At 40.9% G+C, this 16,292-nt stretch carries 14 protein-coding genes; 6 read left to right on the plus strand and 8 right to left on the minus strand.

Features of this window, described 5'->3' with window-relative positions:
* Positions 1–82: 82 nt before the first annotated feature.
* Entirely contained in the window at positions 83–1,978 is a 1,896-nt protein-coding gene (locus ACLN19_RS06215) for a M13 family metallopeptidase (RefSeq protein ID WP_413384420.1), read from the minus strand.
* Positions 1,979–2,154: 176 nt separating this feature from the next.
* Here ACLN19_RS06215 and ACLN19_RS06220 point away from each other — a divergent pair, with 176 nt between their 5' ends.
* From ACLN19_RS06220 to ACLN19_RS06235, 4 genes are all read left to right on the plus strand, one after another.
* Positions 2,155–2,880: a metal ABC transporter ATP-binding protein gene (locus tag ACLN19_RS06220; protein ID WP_413384422.1), complete on the plus strand. Its 726-nt coding sequence runs from the start codon at positions 2,155–2,157 to the stop codon at positions 2,878–2,880.
* The gene (locus ACLN19_RS06225; protein ID WP_413384424.1) at positions 2,877–3,728 is read left to right on the plus strand and encodes a metal ABC transporter permease subunit; all 852 of its coding nucleotides are present in this window, start codon (positions 2,877–2,879) and stop codon (positions 3,726–3,728) included. The genes ACLN19_RS06220 and ACLN19_RS06225 overlap by 4 nt, the downstream gene beginning before the upstream one ends.
* Before the next feature lie 10 nt (positions 3,729–3,738).
* Positions 3,739–4,668, plus strand: coding sequence for a metal ABC transporter substrate-binding lipoprotein (locus tag ACLN19_RS06230; protein WP_413384426.1), 930 nt, complete (start codon positions 3,739–3,741; stop codon positions 4,666–4,668).
* A 143-nt stretch (positions 4,669–4,811) separates the two neighbouring features.
* On the plus strand, positions 4,812–5,453 hold the full coding sequence (locus ACLN19_RS06235) for a metal-dependent transcriptional regulator (RefSeq protein WP_413384428.1): 642 nt from the start codon (positions 4,812–4,814) through the stop codon (positions 5,451–5,453).
* A 24-nt stretch (positions 5,454–5,477) separates the two neighbouring features.
* On the opposite strand, the gene treC is transcribed toward ACLN19_RS06235, so the two are convergent.
* Together treC and treP are read right to left on the minus strand one after the other, a co-directional pair.
* The gene (gene treC / locus ACLN19_RS06240; protein WP_413384430.1) at positions 5,478–7,106 is read right to left on the minus strand and encodes an alpha,alpha-phosphotrehalase; all 1,629 of its coding nucleotides are present in this window, start codon (positions 7,104–7,106) and stop codon (positions 5,478–5,480) included.
* Positions 7,107–7,123: 17 nt separating this feature from the next.
* Positions 7,124–9,139 carry a PTS system trehalose-specific EIIBC component gene (gene treP, locus ACLN19_RS06245; protein ID WP_413384432.1) on the minus strand — a complete coding sequence of 672 codons (2,016 nt, stop codon included), beginning with the start codon at positions 9,137–9,139 and terminating at the stop codon, positions 7,124–7,126.
* 156 nt (positions 9,140–9,295) lie between these two features.
* Here treP and treR point away from each other — a divergent pair, with 156 nt between their 5' ends.
* Positions 9,296–10,015: a trehalose operon repressor gene (treR, locus tag ACLN19_RS06250; protein ID WP_413384434.1), complete on the plus strand. Its 720-nt coding sequence runs from the start codon at positions 9,296–9,298 to the stop codon at positions 10,013–10,015.
* A 34-nt stretch (positions 10,016–10,049) separates the two neighbouring features.
* A complete protein-coding gene (gene yaaA, locus ACLN19_RS06255) occupies positions 10,050–10,778 on the plus strand; it encodes a peroxide stress protein YaaA (RefSeq protein ID WP_413384507.1) in 729 nt (242 codons plus the stop codon).
* A 320-nt stretch (positions 10,779–11,098) separates the two neighbouring features.
* Here yaaA and nrdG read toward each other — a convergent pair whose 3' ends face one another.
* From nrdG to ACLN19_RS06280, 5 genes are all read right to left on the minus strand, one after another.
* On the minus strand, positions 11,099–11,716 hold the full coding sequence (gene nrdG, locus ACLN19_RS06260) for an anaerobic ribonucleoside-triphosphate reductase activating protein (RefSeq protein ID WP_413384509.1): 618 nt from the start codon (positions 11,714–11,716) through the stop codon (positions 11,099–11,101).
* Complete coding sequence (locus ACLN19_RS06265) at positions 11,682–12,212, minus strand: GNAT family N-acetyltransferase (protein WP_413384436.1); 531 nt, start codon at positions 12,210–12,212, stop codon at positions 11,682–11,684. The genes nrdG and ACLN19_RS06265 overlap by 35 nt, the downstream gene beginning before the upstream one ends.
* Before the next feature lie 57 nt (positions 12,213–12,269).
* Positions 12,270–12,404 carry a hypothetical protein gene (locus ACLN19_RS06270; RefSeq protein WP_413384438.1) on the minus strand — a complete coding sequence of 45 codons (135 nt, stop codon included), beginning with the start codon at positions 12,402–12,404 and terminating at the stop codon, positions 12,270–12,272.
* A 1-nt stretch (position 12,405) separates the two neighbouring features.
* On the minus strand, positions 12,406–14,619 hold the full coding sequence (nrdD, locus tag ACLN19_RS06275) for an anaerobic ribonucleoside-triphosphate reductase (protein WP_413384440.1): 2,214 nt from the start codon (positions 14,617–14,619) through the stop codon (positions 12,406–12,408).
* Positions 14,620–14,718: 99 nt separating this feature from the next.
* The gene (locus ACLN19_RS06280) at positions 14,719–16,248 is read right to left on the minus strand and encodes a DUF2079 domain-containing protein (RefSeq protein ID WP_413384442.1); all 1,530 of its coding nucleotides are present in this window, start codon (positions 16,246–16,248) and stop codon (positions 14,719–14,721) included.
* Positions 16,249–16,292: the final 44 nt, after the last annotated feature.

Genomic DNA, 16,292 nt, shown 5'->3' on the forward strand with positions numbered 1-16,292 from the left:
TAGTGTCTAGTGAATTTTTGTTTTTTCACTGTCTACTATATGGGGAGTATATCATAATAGCTTTCAGTGAGGTTTTTAATTATTACCAAATAATCACACGATCTTCTGGCGAACGCCACATGCCATCTCCTTCGTGAACCTCAAATGTTTTATGAAATTCCTCAAAGTTTGTCACAGTCACATTGGTACGCCACTTCCCTGGCGCATGCACATCAACACTTGCCAGCATTTGCATATACTCTGGGCGAGCTTTAAGGCGCCAAATCGTCGCAAAATTAACAAAGAAATCCTCTGCTGAAAACTGCGCTTCTTTTTGAGCTGCCTCTAGTGCACAAGCCACACCACCAAGATCCGCAACATTTTCTGAAACGGTCAATTTCCCGTTGACTTTGGCACCATACGAGTCAAGCCCATCAAATTGTGCTACAACCTTGTCTGTACGCTCTGTAAAGGCTTGGTAGTCCTCTTGGGTCCACCAGTTATTAAGACTACCATTTTCATCAAAAGAAGCACCATTGGTATCAAAAGCGTGCGAAATTTCATGAGCAATAACCGCACCAATGCCACCATAATTAGCAGATGAGCTCTGCTCAAGAGAATAAAACGGTGCTTGCAAAATCGCTGCAGGAAAGACAATTTGATTTTGCTGAGGTGAATAATAAGCGTTCACGGTGTGTGCTGACATATGCCATTCACTACGATCGACAGGTTGGTTCCACTTGCTCCAGTGGTGTCTTATCACAATTTCAGAGAGAACTTGTGCATTTTCCACCAGACTTAGCTTGTCATCAATGATTTTCTTTTTATAGGTATCTGGCAATTTTTCAGGATAACCTATATGAGGCGTGATGACATTTAGTTTTGTGATAGCTTTTTGGCGTGTGCTGCTAGCCAGCCAGTCCGCTGCCTCAAGGCGTGTCTTATAGACCTCAATCATCGTCTTAACTTTAGCTTCTACGTCTGCCTTAGCTTCTGGGGAGAATTTCTCCTTAGCATACCAAAGACCAAGGGCCTGACTATAAGGCGATTGAGCCAGATAATAAGCAGCTTTTTTCTTATCCATGGCTTGAGGGGTACCTGATAAAGCTCGGCTATAACGACCCGATTGGATACGAATATCGTCTGTCAAATAAGCATTGAGACTCATAGCTGCCGATACCAGTAAACTCGCCTTCAAATACTCCCAGTTAGCCTCGGAATAATATTCGGCTGCAAAATCAGTCCAAAAACGCTCTTCTGGGACAATCACCTTATCAGGCACTTGACCAACTAAATCTGTGAAAATCGCATCAAGGGGCAACTCAGGTGCTAAAGTTTTAAAATCAGACCACTTATAAGGCTTATAAAGACTGACATAATCAGCTGATTCCTCATTTGAGAGGACATACTGTGCTAATTTAGCATCTAAAGCGATAATATTATCTAATAACGTTGCAATTTCATCTGTAGCAAAGCCAAACTGTGGCAATAGCTCTTCGTACATACTACGCCACTCAGCTAAAAGAACAGGAGCTTGTTCATTGCCTTCTTGATAATAGGTCGTATCTGGCAAAATCAAACTAGGTGCCTCTGCCCAAAGGACATTTATCTTGGCATCCATAAAGTCAGCAGCAACACCAAATGGTAGCGCATTGGGCTTTCCTGCCCATTCAAAAGCCGCCATCTTATCTGTCAAGGCTTTAAACGAATCAAGCGCTCTATATTCCTCAATGATAGGCAAGACAGGCTTAACACCTAGCGCCTCACGCTTCTCAAAATCTGATACCATACGATGAAAACGCACAAAATTCTCTAAAACTGGATCAATCGGCACCTCTTCTCCTCTAAGCCACTTATCAGTCGTCGTCAGCATAAGCTCCTCAATCTCATCTGAGAGGTCTGAAAAACCACCAGTCCGAGGTTTATCGTCAGGAATAACAGCAGACTCTGCCCATTTACCATTGATCGCATCATAAAAATCATCTTGTAAACGTACCATAAACATCTCTTTTCTATTTTTTATATTCATAATAGCAAAAACTTCCAATTTTTGCAGTCTTTTACAGGTATTTTGAGGTATCTTCGCCTAAAACACCAAAAATCTCGCCTTTTCTAAAAATTAACTTGACTTAATTTTTAGATTAAGTTATATTAAAAATAGAACGAGGTACACATATGATTGAAATCAAACAGCTCAGTGTCAGCTATCACAACGTGCTAGCGCTAGACACGATTGACTTACAAATAAATGGCCCTAGCATTGTCGGCATACTTGGTCCAAATGGTGGTGGTAAATCAACCCTTTTAAAAGCTATGCTCCATATCATAGACCACAAAGGACAAACCCTCATTGATGGTGAGCCTAGCCGTAAAAAACTAGGCTCAATCGCCTATGTGGAACAAAAATCAGCTATTGACTTTACCTTTCCTATCACTATCAGAGAGTGCGTATCCCTAGGGCTGTATCCCAAAGTCCCATTTTTTAAACGCTTCACGACAAAAGATTGGGACAAGGTCGGTGCTGCTCTTGATTTAGTAGGTCTCAAAGACTATGAAAACCGTCAAATTAGCCAATTATCTGGTGGACAATTCCAACGTGTCCTTATCGCACGATGCCTAGTCCAAGATGCTGACTACATCTTTTTAGATGAGCCCTTTGTCGGCATAGACTCCGTCAGCGAGGACATCATCATGACCACTCTTAGACGCCTAAGAGATGAGGGCAAAACCATCCTTATCGTCCATCATGACTTAAACAAAGTCAACTATTATTTTGATCAAGTCTTGCTGCTCAATCGACAAGTCCTTGCTTTTGGAAAGACCAGTCAGACCTTTACAAAAGATAATCTCATTGCCACCTACGGCAAGCAACTGATACTCATGGAGGATAAGGTTAAATGATTCAAGAGTTTATTGATGGCTTATATAGCTTTCACTTTCTACAAAATGCTGTCATAACAGCCATTGTCATCGGTATTGTTGCCGGAGCAGTGGGTTGCTTTATCATCCTAAGAGGTCTATCTCTTATGGGAGATGCCATTTCCCATGCTGTACTTCCTGGGGTGGTGCTATCTTATATCTTAGGTATCAATTTTTTCATCGGTGCTATTGCTTTTGGGCTCCTAGCTTCTGTCTTAATTACCTATATCAAGGGAAATAGCATTATCAAAAGTGACACAGCCATCGGTATCACCTTTTCTGCCTTTTTAGCACTTGGGGTTATCCTGATAGGCGTCGCTAATAGCTCGACAGACTTATTTCATATCTTGTTTGGTAATATCCTAGCTGTACAAGATGGAGACAAGTGGGTTACTATCGGAGTCGCTGTTGTCGTGCTTTTGCTTATTTTCCTCTTTTTTAAGCCTCTTTTAATCACCTCTTTTGACCCTGTACTTGCCAAATCCATGGGAATGCCTGTGAATGCTTATCACTATTTACTCATGATTTTGTTAACCTTGGTCTCAGTCACTGCCATGCAAAGTGTTGGTACCATCCTCGTTGTTGCCATGCTGATTACACCAGCAGCTACAGCTTATCTCTACACCCATAGTCTAAAGAGCATGATTTTACTATCGTCCACACTAGGAGCCAGTGCGTCTTTACTAGGATTATTTATCGGATATAGCTTTAACATCGCTGCAGGCTCTAGTATCGTCCTAACATCAGCTACTTTCTTTTTGATAGGCTTTCTCTTTGCTCCTAGACAGGGCATTTTGACACGCGCACTCAAAAAGTTGTTACAGTCATAAGGAGATTTTGATGAAAAAAATTGCTATTTTAACCCTTGCCTTACTCACAACACTGATAGTTGCCGCTTGCTCATCGAGTCATACGAGGACATCTCAGTCGTCTAAACTCCGTGTCGTCACGACAAATTCTATCATTGCTGATATGACCAAGACTATCGCAGGTGACAAGATTGACTTGCATAGCATCGTCCCTATCGGACAAGACCCTCATGAATACGAACCCCTCCCTGAAGATGTCAAAAAGACCTCCCAAGCAGACCTCATCTTCTACAACGGCATTAATCTTGAAACAGGGGGAAATGCTTGGTTTAGTAAACTGGTTAAAAATGCCAATAAAATCGAGAATAAAGATTATTTTGCTGTCAGTGATGGTGTAGAGGTCATCTACCTTGAAGGCGAAGATGAAAAGGGAAAAGAGGATCCACATGCTTGGCTTAATCTTGAAAATGGAATGATTTATGCTAAGAATATCGCCAAACACCTTATAGCAAAAGATCCTAAGAACAAAGAAAACTACGAAAAAAATCTAGCTACTTATCTCCAACAACTGTCTGAACTTGATCAAAAAGCTAAGGAAAACTTTAGCACTATCCCTTCTGATCAAAAAATGATTGTCACTAGCGAAGGGGCTTTCAAATATTTCTCAAAAGCCTACCAAATCCCATCAGCTTATATCTGGGAAATCAACACCGAAGAAGAGGGCTCTCCAGAACAAATCAAGCAACTCGTCGAAAAACTGCGCCAAACCAAGGTTCCCGCTCTTTTTGTCGAAAGCAGTGTCGATGATCGTCCTATGAAAACTATCTCTAAAGACACTAATATTCCCATTTACGCCAAGATTTTTACAGATTCTGTAGCTGAAAAAGGAGACGATGGCGATAGCTACTATGCTATGATGAAGTGGAACTTAGACAAAATCGCACAAGGGCTTAGTCAATAATCCCATCCATAAACGTGTTTTGAACTCCTATTTCATAAGTGATTAGGAGTTTCCTTTTTGGAGATACTTGGCATAAGACCTAGGCTTTACTTTTTATTTAGAATTTTGTTATACTATATAAGATAAAAAGAGAGGACAAACCGATGACGCCTAATAAAGAAGATTATTTAAAATGCATCTATGACCTCGGACAACAAGAACATAAAATTACCAACAAGCAAATCGCACAAGAAATGTCAGTATCAGCACCAGCGGCTTCTGAGATGACGAAAAAACTGATTGCCCAAAAGCTCATTCAAAAAGACAAGGACAAAGGCTACCTCCTCCAGCAAGAAGGCATGAAACAAGTCGCCAATCTCTACCGTAAGCACCGCTTGATTGAAGTGCTACTTCTAAACCACCTAGCCTATTCGACCGATGAAGTACATGACGAAGCTGAAGTTCTGGAGCATGTCGTCTCTGATCATTTCATTGAGCGCTTAGATAAAATGCTAGGTTATCCTGAGGAATGCCCTCATGGAGGCACTATTCCAAAGCCTAATTCTCCCTTGATTGAGGCTCACCAAACAACACTCAGCCAGATTGATACATTAGGCTCTTACACTCTTGTACGTGTTAGAGATAGCCGCAATCTCCTTCACTACATGGAACAGCACCAACTGCATATCGGTATGCCCATCCAGATTCTTGAGCATGATAGTTTTGCAGGGACTTATACCGTTTGCGCTTCTGGCAATACCTTTCAAGTCACAGAAACCATTGCTAAGCGTATCTATGTGGAGTAAAAAAGAACCCCTAAGGGTTCTTTTTTACTTTTCTACTAAAATAGCAACTGTCTGATAAGGTTTTAAAACCAACTTTTCTGATACTGTTGTCTCAGGGTAATTACTGATAAGCACTCGTCCTGCTTCATAACCAGCTAATAAATCCAGCTCAGCCTCTTTTGCTGTAAAGTTATTGACAACTAATAATTGCTCCTTGCCTAATCGACGCTCAAAGGCATAAAGCTGCTTGCTATCAACATAAGCCGCCTTATAATCGCCTTGTGCAATGATAGGATAAGACTTTCTCAGAGCAATCAATTTTTGATAAAACGAGAAGATATTGCCTGTCTTTTCATTAGCTACATTGATCGTCTGATAAGACTTACCAACAGCTAACCACGGTTTGGCTTCTGAAAAGCCAGCGTTTAGACTATCATCCCACTGCATAGGCGTTCGTGAGTTATCGCGAGACTTAGCTTTGATAATAGCAAACGCTTCATCAGCAGACTTCCCTGCCTCTAATAGTTCTTGATAAGCATTGAGACTTTCAACGTCAACATAATCAGCCATACTATCATAGTCAGGATCAATCATACCAATCTCCTCACCCATGTAAATGTAAGGTGTCCCACGTGAGAGATGGATACTAGCAGCTAACATACAAGCACCTTCTTGACGGAAATGCTTGATATCAACAAAGCGGTTCAAGGCACGTGGCTGATCGTGATTGTTCCAAAACAAGGCACTCCAACCATTGCCCTCGCTCATTCCTTCTCCCCATGTATGAAAAAGTGTTTTTAACTCTTCAAAATCAAACGGTTTGATCGTCCATTTTTGACCATTATCATAGTCAACCTTGAGATGGTGGAAATTAAAGACCATTGATAATTCATGATTATCCGGATTACTATACTTGACACAGTTGTCAATGGTCGTTGAGCTCATCTCGCCTACTGTCATACTGTGACTATCTTGTCCAAAAGTAGCTTGATTAAGCATTTTGAGATAGTCATGTGTGATAGGACGGTCAGTATAAGCGGGCTTACCATCGTTGACAGGGCAGTCAACTAAGATCTCATCTTTACCAATCAAGTTGACAACGTCAAATCTAAAATGCTTAACCCCTTGATCTCGCCAAAAATTGACCACATCAAACAAAGCAGCTCTGACATTTGGATTGCGCCAGTTCAGATCAGCTTGAGTCACATCAAACAAATGAAGATAATATTTGCCAGTATCACCAAAGGGTGCCCAAGCATTGCCACCAAATTTTGAAACCCAATCCGTAGGCTCATCTCTTAGGATGAAAAAATCTTGGTAATACGGATCGCCTGCTAAAGCTTTTTGGAACCATTCATGATCAGTCGAGCAGTGATTGAGCACCATATCTAGCATCAACTCGATACCGTACTCTTTCGCTGTCTCTGCCAATACCTTAAAATCTTCCATCGTTCCAAAGAGAGGGTTTACAGCTGTGTAATCTGACACATCATAGCCATTATCCCTCTGAGGACTTGGATAGAAAGGGTTGAGCCAGATGACATCAATCCCCAGCTCATGAAGATAAGGCAACTTCTCACAAATACCTCGTAAATCCCCAACGCCATTGCCACTGCTATCTTTAAACGACTTGGGATAAATTTGATAAACAACACTTTTTTTGTCAAATGCCATCTCTTTTTGGTCCTCCTTTAGATACGACTTGCCGTCAGAATCTCTGCTCCCTTAGCCACCTCAGTTGGCAAGTCAACAATCGTGTCAATTTGATAATCATTTTGGTTAGTGACAATGACAGGTGTCTCTGTGATATAGCCTGCTTCTTTGATAAGCGCCATATCAAAACTAATCAACTTATCACCTGCTTTGACACTATCACCTTGCTTAACATGTGCGCTAAAGCCTTTACCGTCTAAGTTGACAGTATCCATACCGATATGCATTAAGACATCAACGCCCTTATCAGAGACGATGCCTACGGCATGCTTACTTGGAAATAGCACTGATACCACACCATCAACAGGAGCAATCAATTCTCCTTCTGTCGGTTCGATGAGCACACCTTGTCCCATGACACCTTGAGCAAAGACAGGGTCTTTAGCGTCTGATAATGGTTTAACTTCACCTGTTAATGGGCTTTTAAGCGTTTCAAGAGTTCCTTTAGTGATACCTGATTGCGCTTGAGCTTCCTCAATCGCATCCACTTGTGGTGCTTTGACTGTCTCATCTTCTGTCTTGGTAAAATAACCTGCTTTTCTAAAGAAAATCGTAAGCACAATTGGTACCACAATAGCTACTGCCATAGCTAGTAAGAAGGCTCCCCAATATTGGCTCTTGATAGACAACAAACCTGGAATACCACCAATACCAATTGCCGTAGCAGTAATATTAAACGTTGTTGACAAGAAACCAGCAATTCCTGAACCAATCATTCCTGCAACAAATGGGTAAACGTACTTGACATTGACACCAAAAAGTGCTGGCTCTGTAACACCTAAGTAAGCTGAAATAGTCGCCGGAAGAGCAATTTGCGCTTCACGCTCATTATGACGGTTCATCCAGTAATAAGCCAAAACAGCTGAGCCTTGTGCAATATTTGATAGAGCAATCATTGGCCAAAGAGCTGTACCACCTGTATCTGCAACCAACTGTGTATCAATGGCATTGGTCATATGATGTAAGCCTGTAATAACAAATGGTGCATAAAGAGCGCCAAACACCGCTCCAAAGAGCCACTTAAACGAACCTGTCAAGCCCATAAGAACAACTGTTGACAACCATTGACCAATAGTCCAACCAATAGGACCAAGAACGGTATGAGCCAAGATAAGTGCTGGAATAAGTGATAAAAATGGCACAAAAATCATAGAAACCACTTCAGGAATGACTTTTCGCCAAAAGCGCTCAAGATAAGCTAAAGATAGACCCGATAAAAGTGCTGGAATGACCTGTGCTTGATAACCGATACGATTTACCGTAAAGAAACCAAAATCCCAAGACCAGTTTTTAGCAATCTCAGCTGCTGGCGTACTAGCTACTTCATAAGCGTTCAGAAGCTGCGGAGATACCAAACAAATCCCAAGAACAATCCCCAAAATCTGAGATGTGCCCATCTTACGTGTGACAGACCACACAATACCTACGGGTAAAAAGTGAAAAATAGCTTGCCCTGGTAGCCATAAAAAGCTATTAACCCCACTCCAAAATTGTGATACATCTACAATCGTGTTGTAAATAGGAGCCCCATCTGAGTTGACTTGTTTAACGCCATCAACAATTTTTTGACCGAGCCACTCCATCTGCACGCCTTCTAGGATATTTCTAAACCCTAGAATCAATCCCCCCACAATGATAGCTGGGATGATTGGTGTAAAGATTTCAGCCAACAAGGTCATCAATTGTTGAAGCCAATTTTGATTGCTTTTAGCAGCTGATTTTGCAGCTTCTTTGGACACACCTTCGATGCCAGAGACTGCTGTAAAGTCATTGTAAAAGATAGGGACGTCATTTCCGATAATGACCTGAAATTGTCCAGCATTAGTAAAGGTTCCCTTGACAGCACCAATAGCTTCAATCGCCTTAGTGTCTGCTTTTTTATCATCATTTAGGACAAAGCGCATCCGCGTCGCACAATGTGTGACAGCACTGATATTGTCCTTTCCGCCAATAGCATCTAAGAGCGTCTTGGCATCTTGTTCAAATTTTCCCATGGTTCCTTCTTCCTCCTCTAGGGATTGGTTTTAACACTTTTATTGTAACCGTTTTTAAAGTTGTATGCAATTTATTTTGACAAAAAGCCCTACTTTTTGGTAAAATAAGGTGAGTTGTATGTTTTTTTAACAACAAATCTCATCAAGGAAGACTATATGAAAAAATATCAAAGCATTGCAGAGCAGCTCGAAAAAGCTATCTTAGACGGTCACTATCCTGCCCATCATTTTTTACCTTCTGAGGACCAACTAGCAAAACACTATCAGGTCAGTCGTGATACCATTAGACGTTCACTCAAAGTACTCAGTGAGCAAGGACTAATCCAAAAAATCCACGGAGCAGGCTCACAGGTGCTTAAAAGAGAGCAAATCCATTTTCCTATATCAGAGCTAACAAGCTATCAAGAACTGACCCAAGCACTTCATATCAACTCAACAACCAATGTTATTGCCATTGATAAACTTATCGTGGACAAGAACTTATCTGAGTTAACACATTTTCCTATCAATAGTATTATTTGGCGTGTTGTACGTCAAAGAGTAGTCGATGGGGTTGCCTCGGTACTAGACATTGATTATCTCAGAAAAGATTTGGTCCCTCAGATGACTAGGAGTATCGCTGAGCATTCCATTTACCAATACTTAGAACAGGACATAGGCTTAGTGATTGACTTTGCTCAAAAAGAAATCACCATTGATCAAGTCACCTCTATGGACAAGCTTTTATTAGACTTGGGGGCTGAACATCATGTCGTATCGGTCAAATCACAGGTCTTTTTAGACAATCACCGCCAATTTCAATTCACAGAAAGCCGTCATAAATTGGATAAATTTAAATTTGTCGATTTTGCACGTCGTAAAAAGTCTCTGCATTGACATTTTGAGCGAGATTAGGCATAATGACACTATGATGATATTTTTACTACCAACTGCCAAAGAAATGACGGATACTGCTGAGCCTATTGGTATTGACCTAGAGCCAAAAACACAAACCATCGTAGATGAGATGGCTTCTCGTACTATCAGTGAACTGGCTACAAGCTATCACATCTCAGACGCTCAAGCGACAACAGAAGCTGAGCGCTGGCAAGAGCTGCAAAAGAAAAGAGCGCCTCTAAAAAAAGCCCTCCACCTCTTCAATGGTCTTATGTACCGCCATATCCATCGCAGTGATTTGACACCTGATGAAGAGACTTACATCAAAGAGCGCCTCTATATTACCTCGAGCCTTTACGGGATTATTCCAGCATACCAGCTGATTTCCCCACATCGACTTGATTTTAATACCAAAATACGAATCCACAATCAGACTTTAAAAAGCTACTGGCGCACTAGCTATGATGCCTTTTTAAAAGATCATAAGCTGGTCATCTCACTTCTGTCTAGTGAGTTTGAGCAAGTCTTTTCACCAGCTCTACGCCAAAACCTCATTCGAGTGACCTTTATGGAAAGTCATGGAGGTAACCTAAAAAACCACTCCACCATTTCTAAAAAGGCACGCGGACAGTTCTTTAGCCAAGCCGCAAACCACAATGTCCAAACGATGGATGAACTCAAACAGCTGAGCTGGCAGGGATTTTGCTATCGCAATGATTTATCCACAGAACAAGAGCTTGTCTTTGTCAAAGAAAAACACTAAAAGGTAGAGCAGTTGCCCTACCTTTTAGCTTGTCAAGACACTTGACGCTTTTAAACCAATGACTTATCCACAATTATCCACAGCCTGTGGAGAAAATAGAGGATAAGTTGGGGATAGCATCTTAGCTTGTGGAGAAAAAGACCTAAAGGTGACAATTAAGGTGTCAACACCTTCTCTAAAAACAGTTATGTAATCTCATTCTAGCTCTGTCAAGAGAGGAATCCACTTTTCCACACTATTTATCCACAAGTTGTTGATAAGAGGCATGTTGTTTTGTGGATAAAGATATACCATCCCTAACACAAGCTGTCAAGCTAATGTTACAGGAGCTCCTCTCGACTAACTTGTTCAAAGGTTTTTCCGTGTCCATCATTGAGCTTCTCCCAAATCACCACTTTATCTTGCTTTAAGGACTGCTGCACATCAATAATACGTTGATTAGACGACCCCCGAAATTGTAGCGTCAAATCTTTTTTACGGATATCAAAACGCCCATCCACTAAAATATCAATTAAAGATAACATCTCTAACTTATCCTCAGTCTCAACCATCAACTCTTCCCAAGTATAGCCCGTCCAAGACCAAATATCCTTATGTGGCAACTCACGTCGCACACGCTTAATCAAAGGAATCAAGAAACCGGTATTTAAAAAAGGTTCTCCTCCCAATAAGGTCAAGCCTTGCACATAGGGTTGTGCTAAGTCTGTCATGATTAGCTCTTCCAACTCTTGTGTATAAGGAACGCCAGCTCTAAATGACCAAGTTGCTGCGTTATAACACCCCTCACAGTGAAATTGGCAACCTGACACATAAAGAGAGTTACGGACACCCTCACCATCCACAAAATTAAAAGCTTTATAATCAATAATCCTTCCTTGGCTCAATACGTCACTACGCCATTCCTTAGGTTTTGGAGTGTTCCATCTTGCTTGTCTCATCATTTATCCTCTCTAACGGTATCCAATAACGCTCAATCCCTGCTTCTTTAGTCTCTAAGAGACCTCCATTGGCTAAAATAACCCGACGACTCGCTTCATTCTTCTCGTGGCAGGTCAGTAAAGCCTGTTTGATATTTTTTTGCGATGCTATATCTAGGGCTAGAGCTAGCATCTTCTTAGCATAACCACGACCACGCTCAGTCGGTCGTGTCGAATAGCCAATATGGCCTCCTCGATGTCGCAAAGACTCTGTCAGACGCAGACGTAGATGCACAAAACCAACAGGATTCTGACCATCAAAGGCAACAAATTGTATTGCTGGAGTTCCATTGAAGCCCATCTCTTGTGCTTGATTTGACTCTAACCATCGGTCATAATCCCAACTGTCCATGTCGATATGCCACGCACCATCCATACTGCTATCGTGTCTTTGAAAATCATCTATCATCTCTAAAATCGCTATCTCATCTGCTTTACTAGGTCGCCGTAGTTCCATATCACCTCTCCTTATAGTATAAAAGTGGAAGTGCTTCACGCATCCTCCACTTTCTTTTTAGTTTGTTTTTCCTGCTTTTTTCAATAGCGCCTTCACACGCTCTTTTTGCGTATTATGAAGCCCTTTGACTTGTTTTTCATGGTAGCGTTCTACCTGTGCTTGTCCTTTATAGTCCAACTGATATTTTCCCATATTACTTCTCCTTCTTAATAATACCTGTCATGTAAATACTTGAGCCGTTCATGTGCTTGACACGCGCAGCAATTTCTTTATGACGTCCATTGACCATTGGGCGCGCTTGGGGATTTCCTAGGTAGCCACATGTCCTTTTGACCACATCCACAGTCTTTGGATCACTATTATGGCAATTCGGGCACATAAAACCTCTCTCTGTCGGTGTGAAATCCCCTTCAAAACCACACTCATAGCATTTGTCAATTGGAGTATTGGTTCCCAAATAGCCTACCCTATCATAAGCAAAATCCCATACCGCCTCTAGTGCCTTTGGATTTTGTTGCAAAACAGGGTACTCACAATAATGGATAAAACCACCTGTCGCTCCTGCTTCTGGATAGACTTTTTCAAACTCTAATTTCTCAAAAGGAGTGGGATTTTTACGCACATCATAATGAAACGAATTGGTGTAGTATTCTTTGTCTGTAATGTCTGACACCACACCAAATTTTTCCGTATCTAAACGGCAAAAACGATCTGTAAGACTCTCTGATGGGGTCGAATAAACTGAAAAATGATAATCATATTCGTCCGACCAAGCCTCACACAGCGTTTTCATTTCACGTACGATAGAAATACTAAAGTCCTTAGCCTCGTCATTTGTCTCCCAGTCACTGCCATAAAAGACAGTCGCCACCTCATATAGACCAATATAGCCTAGTGAGACCGTCGCACGACGATGTCTAAAAAGCTTATCAACACTATCATACTTACCAAGACGCTCTCCAAAAGCACCATATTGATATAAAATAGGAGCATTGGCTGGTATTGCTTCCTTGACACGCTCTACACGATAGACCAAAGCATCTTTGGCAATGCCCATACGTTCATAAAAGAGTTGCCAAAACTTAGCCTTATCTCCCTCAGACTCCATCGCAATACGTGGTAGATTGACAGTCACAACACCTAGATTCATCCGTCCCGAATTCACTTCACGACCCTCATCATCTCGCCATCCTTGTAAAAAAGAACGACACCCCATAGGGACTTTGAAAGAACCCGTCAACTCAACAATCTTATCATAAGACAACACATCTGGATACATCCGTTTTGTCGCACACTCCAAGGCTAGCTCCTTGATATCGTAGTTAGGGTCTTCTGGAGCAAGGTTTAAACCACGCTTTAGTGTAAAAATGAGTTTTGGAAAAATAGCTGTTCGATGTTCAGCTCCCAATCCTTTGATACGAATATTTAAGATAGCTTTTTGAATCTCACGTTCAAACCAGCTTGTCCCTAAACCAAAACCAAGCGACGTAAACGGTGTTTGACCGTTTGAGGTAAATAACGTATTGATTTCATACTCTAAAGACTGCATCGCATCATAGATATCTTTTTGCGTCTTTGAGAGGGCATAAGCTTCACGCCTGTCCTCAGCCACCCATTCTCTTGCATCCGCCATATGTTTCTCATAATTAAGCTTAGCATATGGTGCCAAGGTCTCATCAATACGGTCAGCCGAACAGCCACCATACTGACTAGAGGCGACATTGGCAATAATCTGTGAAATTTGAGCTGTCGCTGTCTGGATAGACTTAGGACTCTCTACCTCAGCATTACCAATCTTAAACCCTTTAGCCAACATCCCTTCAAAATCAATCAAGCAACAATTGGTCATCGGTGTATAAGGGCTATAATCAAGGTCGTGATAATGGATATCCCCTTTTTGATGCGCATTAGCAACATGTTCTGGTAGCATCTTTAAGCCAATAGACTTACCAACAATACCCGCTGTCAAATCACGCTGAGTATTGAAAACATCACTATCTTTATTAGCATTTTCATTAACGACACGTTGATCTTTTTGCAACAATTGCTCAATCGTAAAGTTAATGTCTCTAGCCTGTGAACGCTTAAAATCACGTTGCGTACGGTAGTTGATATACTCTTGTGCAATAGCATAAGCATTAGCTTCTAGCAATTCATGCTCTACGATGTTTTGAATTTCATAGATTTTGACATTTTCTATAAAACGTGCATGAATTTCAGCTACCACACGCTCACAAACTGCCCTTAGCTGCGCTTCCACTAATGGCGTTAGAGGTTGTACCTTGTCACTAGCTTTTAACAAGGCTTTATAAATCTTATTAGCATCAAAAGCCACCAAGCGCCCATCGCGCTTAATCACTTTGATATCAGAATCTTGAGTTACAATCATGTCTTCTACTTTTAGCATGTCACGTCTCCTTCTGTGACATCTATTATATCACTATGGCAAAAAAAATCAATATCTTGTGTTTCTTTTTATATTAAAACACAAGATATTGTTATTTTTCTATTTTTTCTGATAAAGTGTAAAGTCTCTCACACCACTTACTGAGACTTTTTTATAATCTTTTTTAAGAAGATTTGTAATCTCAGCTGGTATCGTCATCTTATTCTTGACGACGATATAGGCTGTCTTATCTTCTAAAAGATTATCAATCAAGGTCTGTTTATGGTCTTGACTATGGGTGTTGACCTCAGGTAGAGCAAACTGCGAGCTCGTACGGCGTTGACTATGGCTGTAAATAGCTGCTGTTTTATCCCAGACATAGATGGTATCCTCATTTGTCGTCTCCTTAGACAGATACGCTCCAATAGTGACACGTTCTTGATTAGGACTGGTCATCATCACAAGGCGGTAAGCCGAATGTCCTAAAGCAAAGATAACTAATAAGACAGGCAGGTAAAAGCCACGCTTGACATACGTCAATACAATATCTGACATACCTGTTCGTTGCGCACGACGCCTACGAAACTGGCTAGCGGTCAATATTAAACCATACATCGTCAAAGGCAATAAATGATAGAGACAATAATCACCTGAAAATAGTGCTAAGAGAGTATATACTACGCTTGTAAGCCCTAAAAGTATGGATATAACACGAATGTCTTGACGTTTAAAGATGCCTAATAAACCAGCCAGTATCCCCGAACCAAGACTCACTGCCAATTGTAAAGCAAAAGATAAGATAATATTATCATTGCCCATAACTGGTGTCGTAAAAGGATAAATAAAAGCTTGCTTGATATAAGAGGACAGTATTTGAAGATTAAAGATGAAAAAGCCTGCGGTATAAATGATTAAGGAAGTCCCAAAAATAATACATAGCAATTGGTAAAACCCACGTGCAAAGTGCTTATGTCTGATATTATAGATAGCAATGAACACAAAAGATAGAAGCCAAAAAACGACAGACTGTGGGTCAAATAAGAGTGCAAAAGCTCCCATAATGCCATAAATAATAAATGCTTCATCTTTGACCATTCCTGCAAAGTAGCGCACTAAAAACCAAATGGCAATCAAAACAAAAGGCATGCCAAACTGACTAGGATACAGACCACCGAATCCAAAGACTATATTAAGCACATAAAAAATCAGGGTGAATGCTAGGGTAATATCCCTACGGTCACTGACATAGTAGATGATTTTATAAAAATAAACACCAGCCGTGTAAAAAAATAGCATCTGGATAGGAACCAACCAAAATGTAGAACCCAGTAGATAACTCACTAAAATAAGCAAATAATAAGCAAAACCACCTGTCGCAAACACATCACTATATGGGAGCTGTCCTCTAACCATCATCATCCCAATATAAAGATTTTCTGATTGGACGCTATTAGCATAGTGAGTAAATAAAGGTACAGCGACACTTAACAGACTCACGACAGCACTCAATAGCAAGAGATAAAAACGATGGGACGTCGGAACACGAAAATTGCGGTCATGATTACGTCGCTCACCTACCTGATAAGAACGTGAAAGACGACTAAGTGTTTCTCTAGATTGTCCTGAGAGAGTTTCTGATGTAAAATTCACCTGGTTCTCCTGTCATTTAAAAACTTTAGGCTCATGCCTAAGGA

The organism is Streptococcus lishijunsis, assembly GCF_047290665.1.
Classification (GTDB): Bacteria; Bacillota; Bacilli; order Lactobacillales; family Streptococcaceae; genus Streptococcus.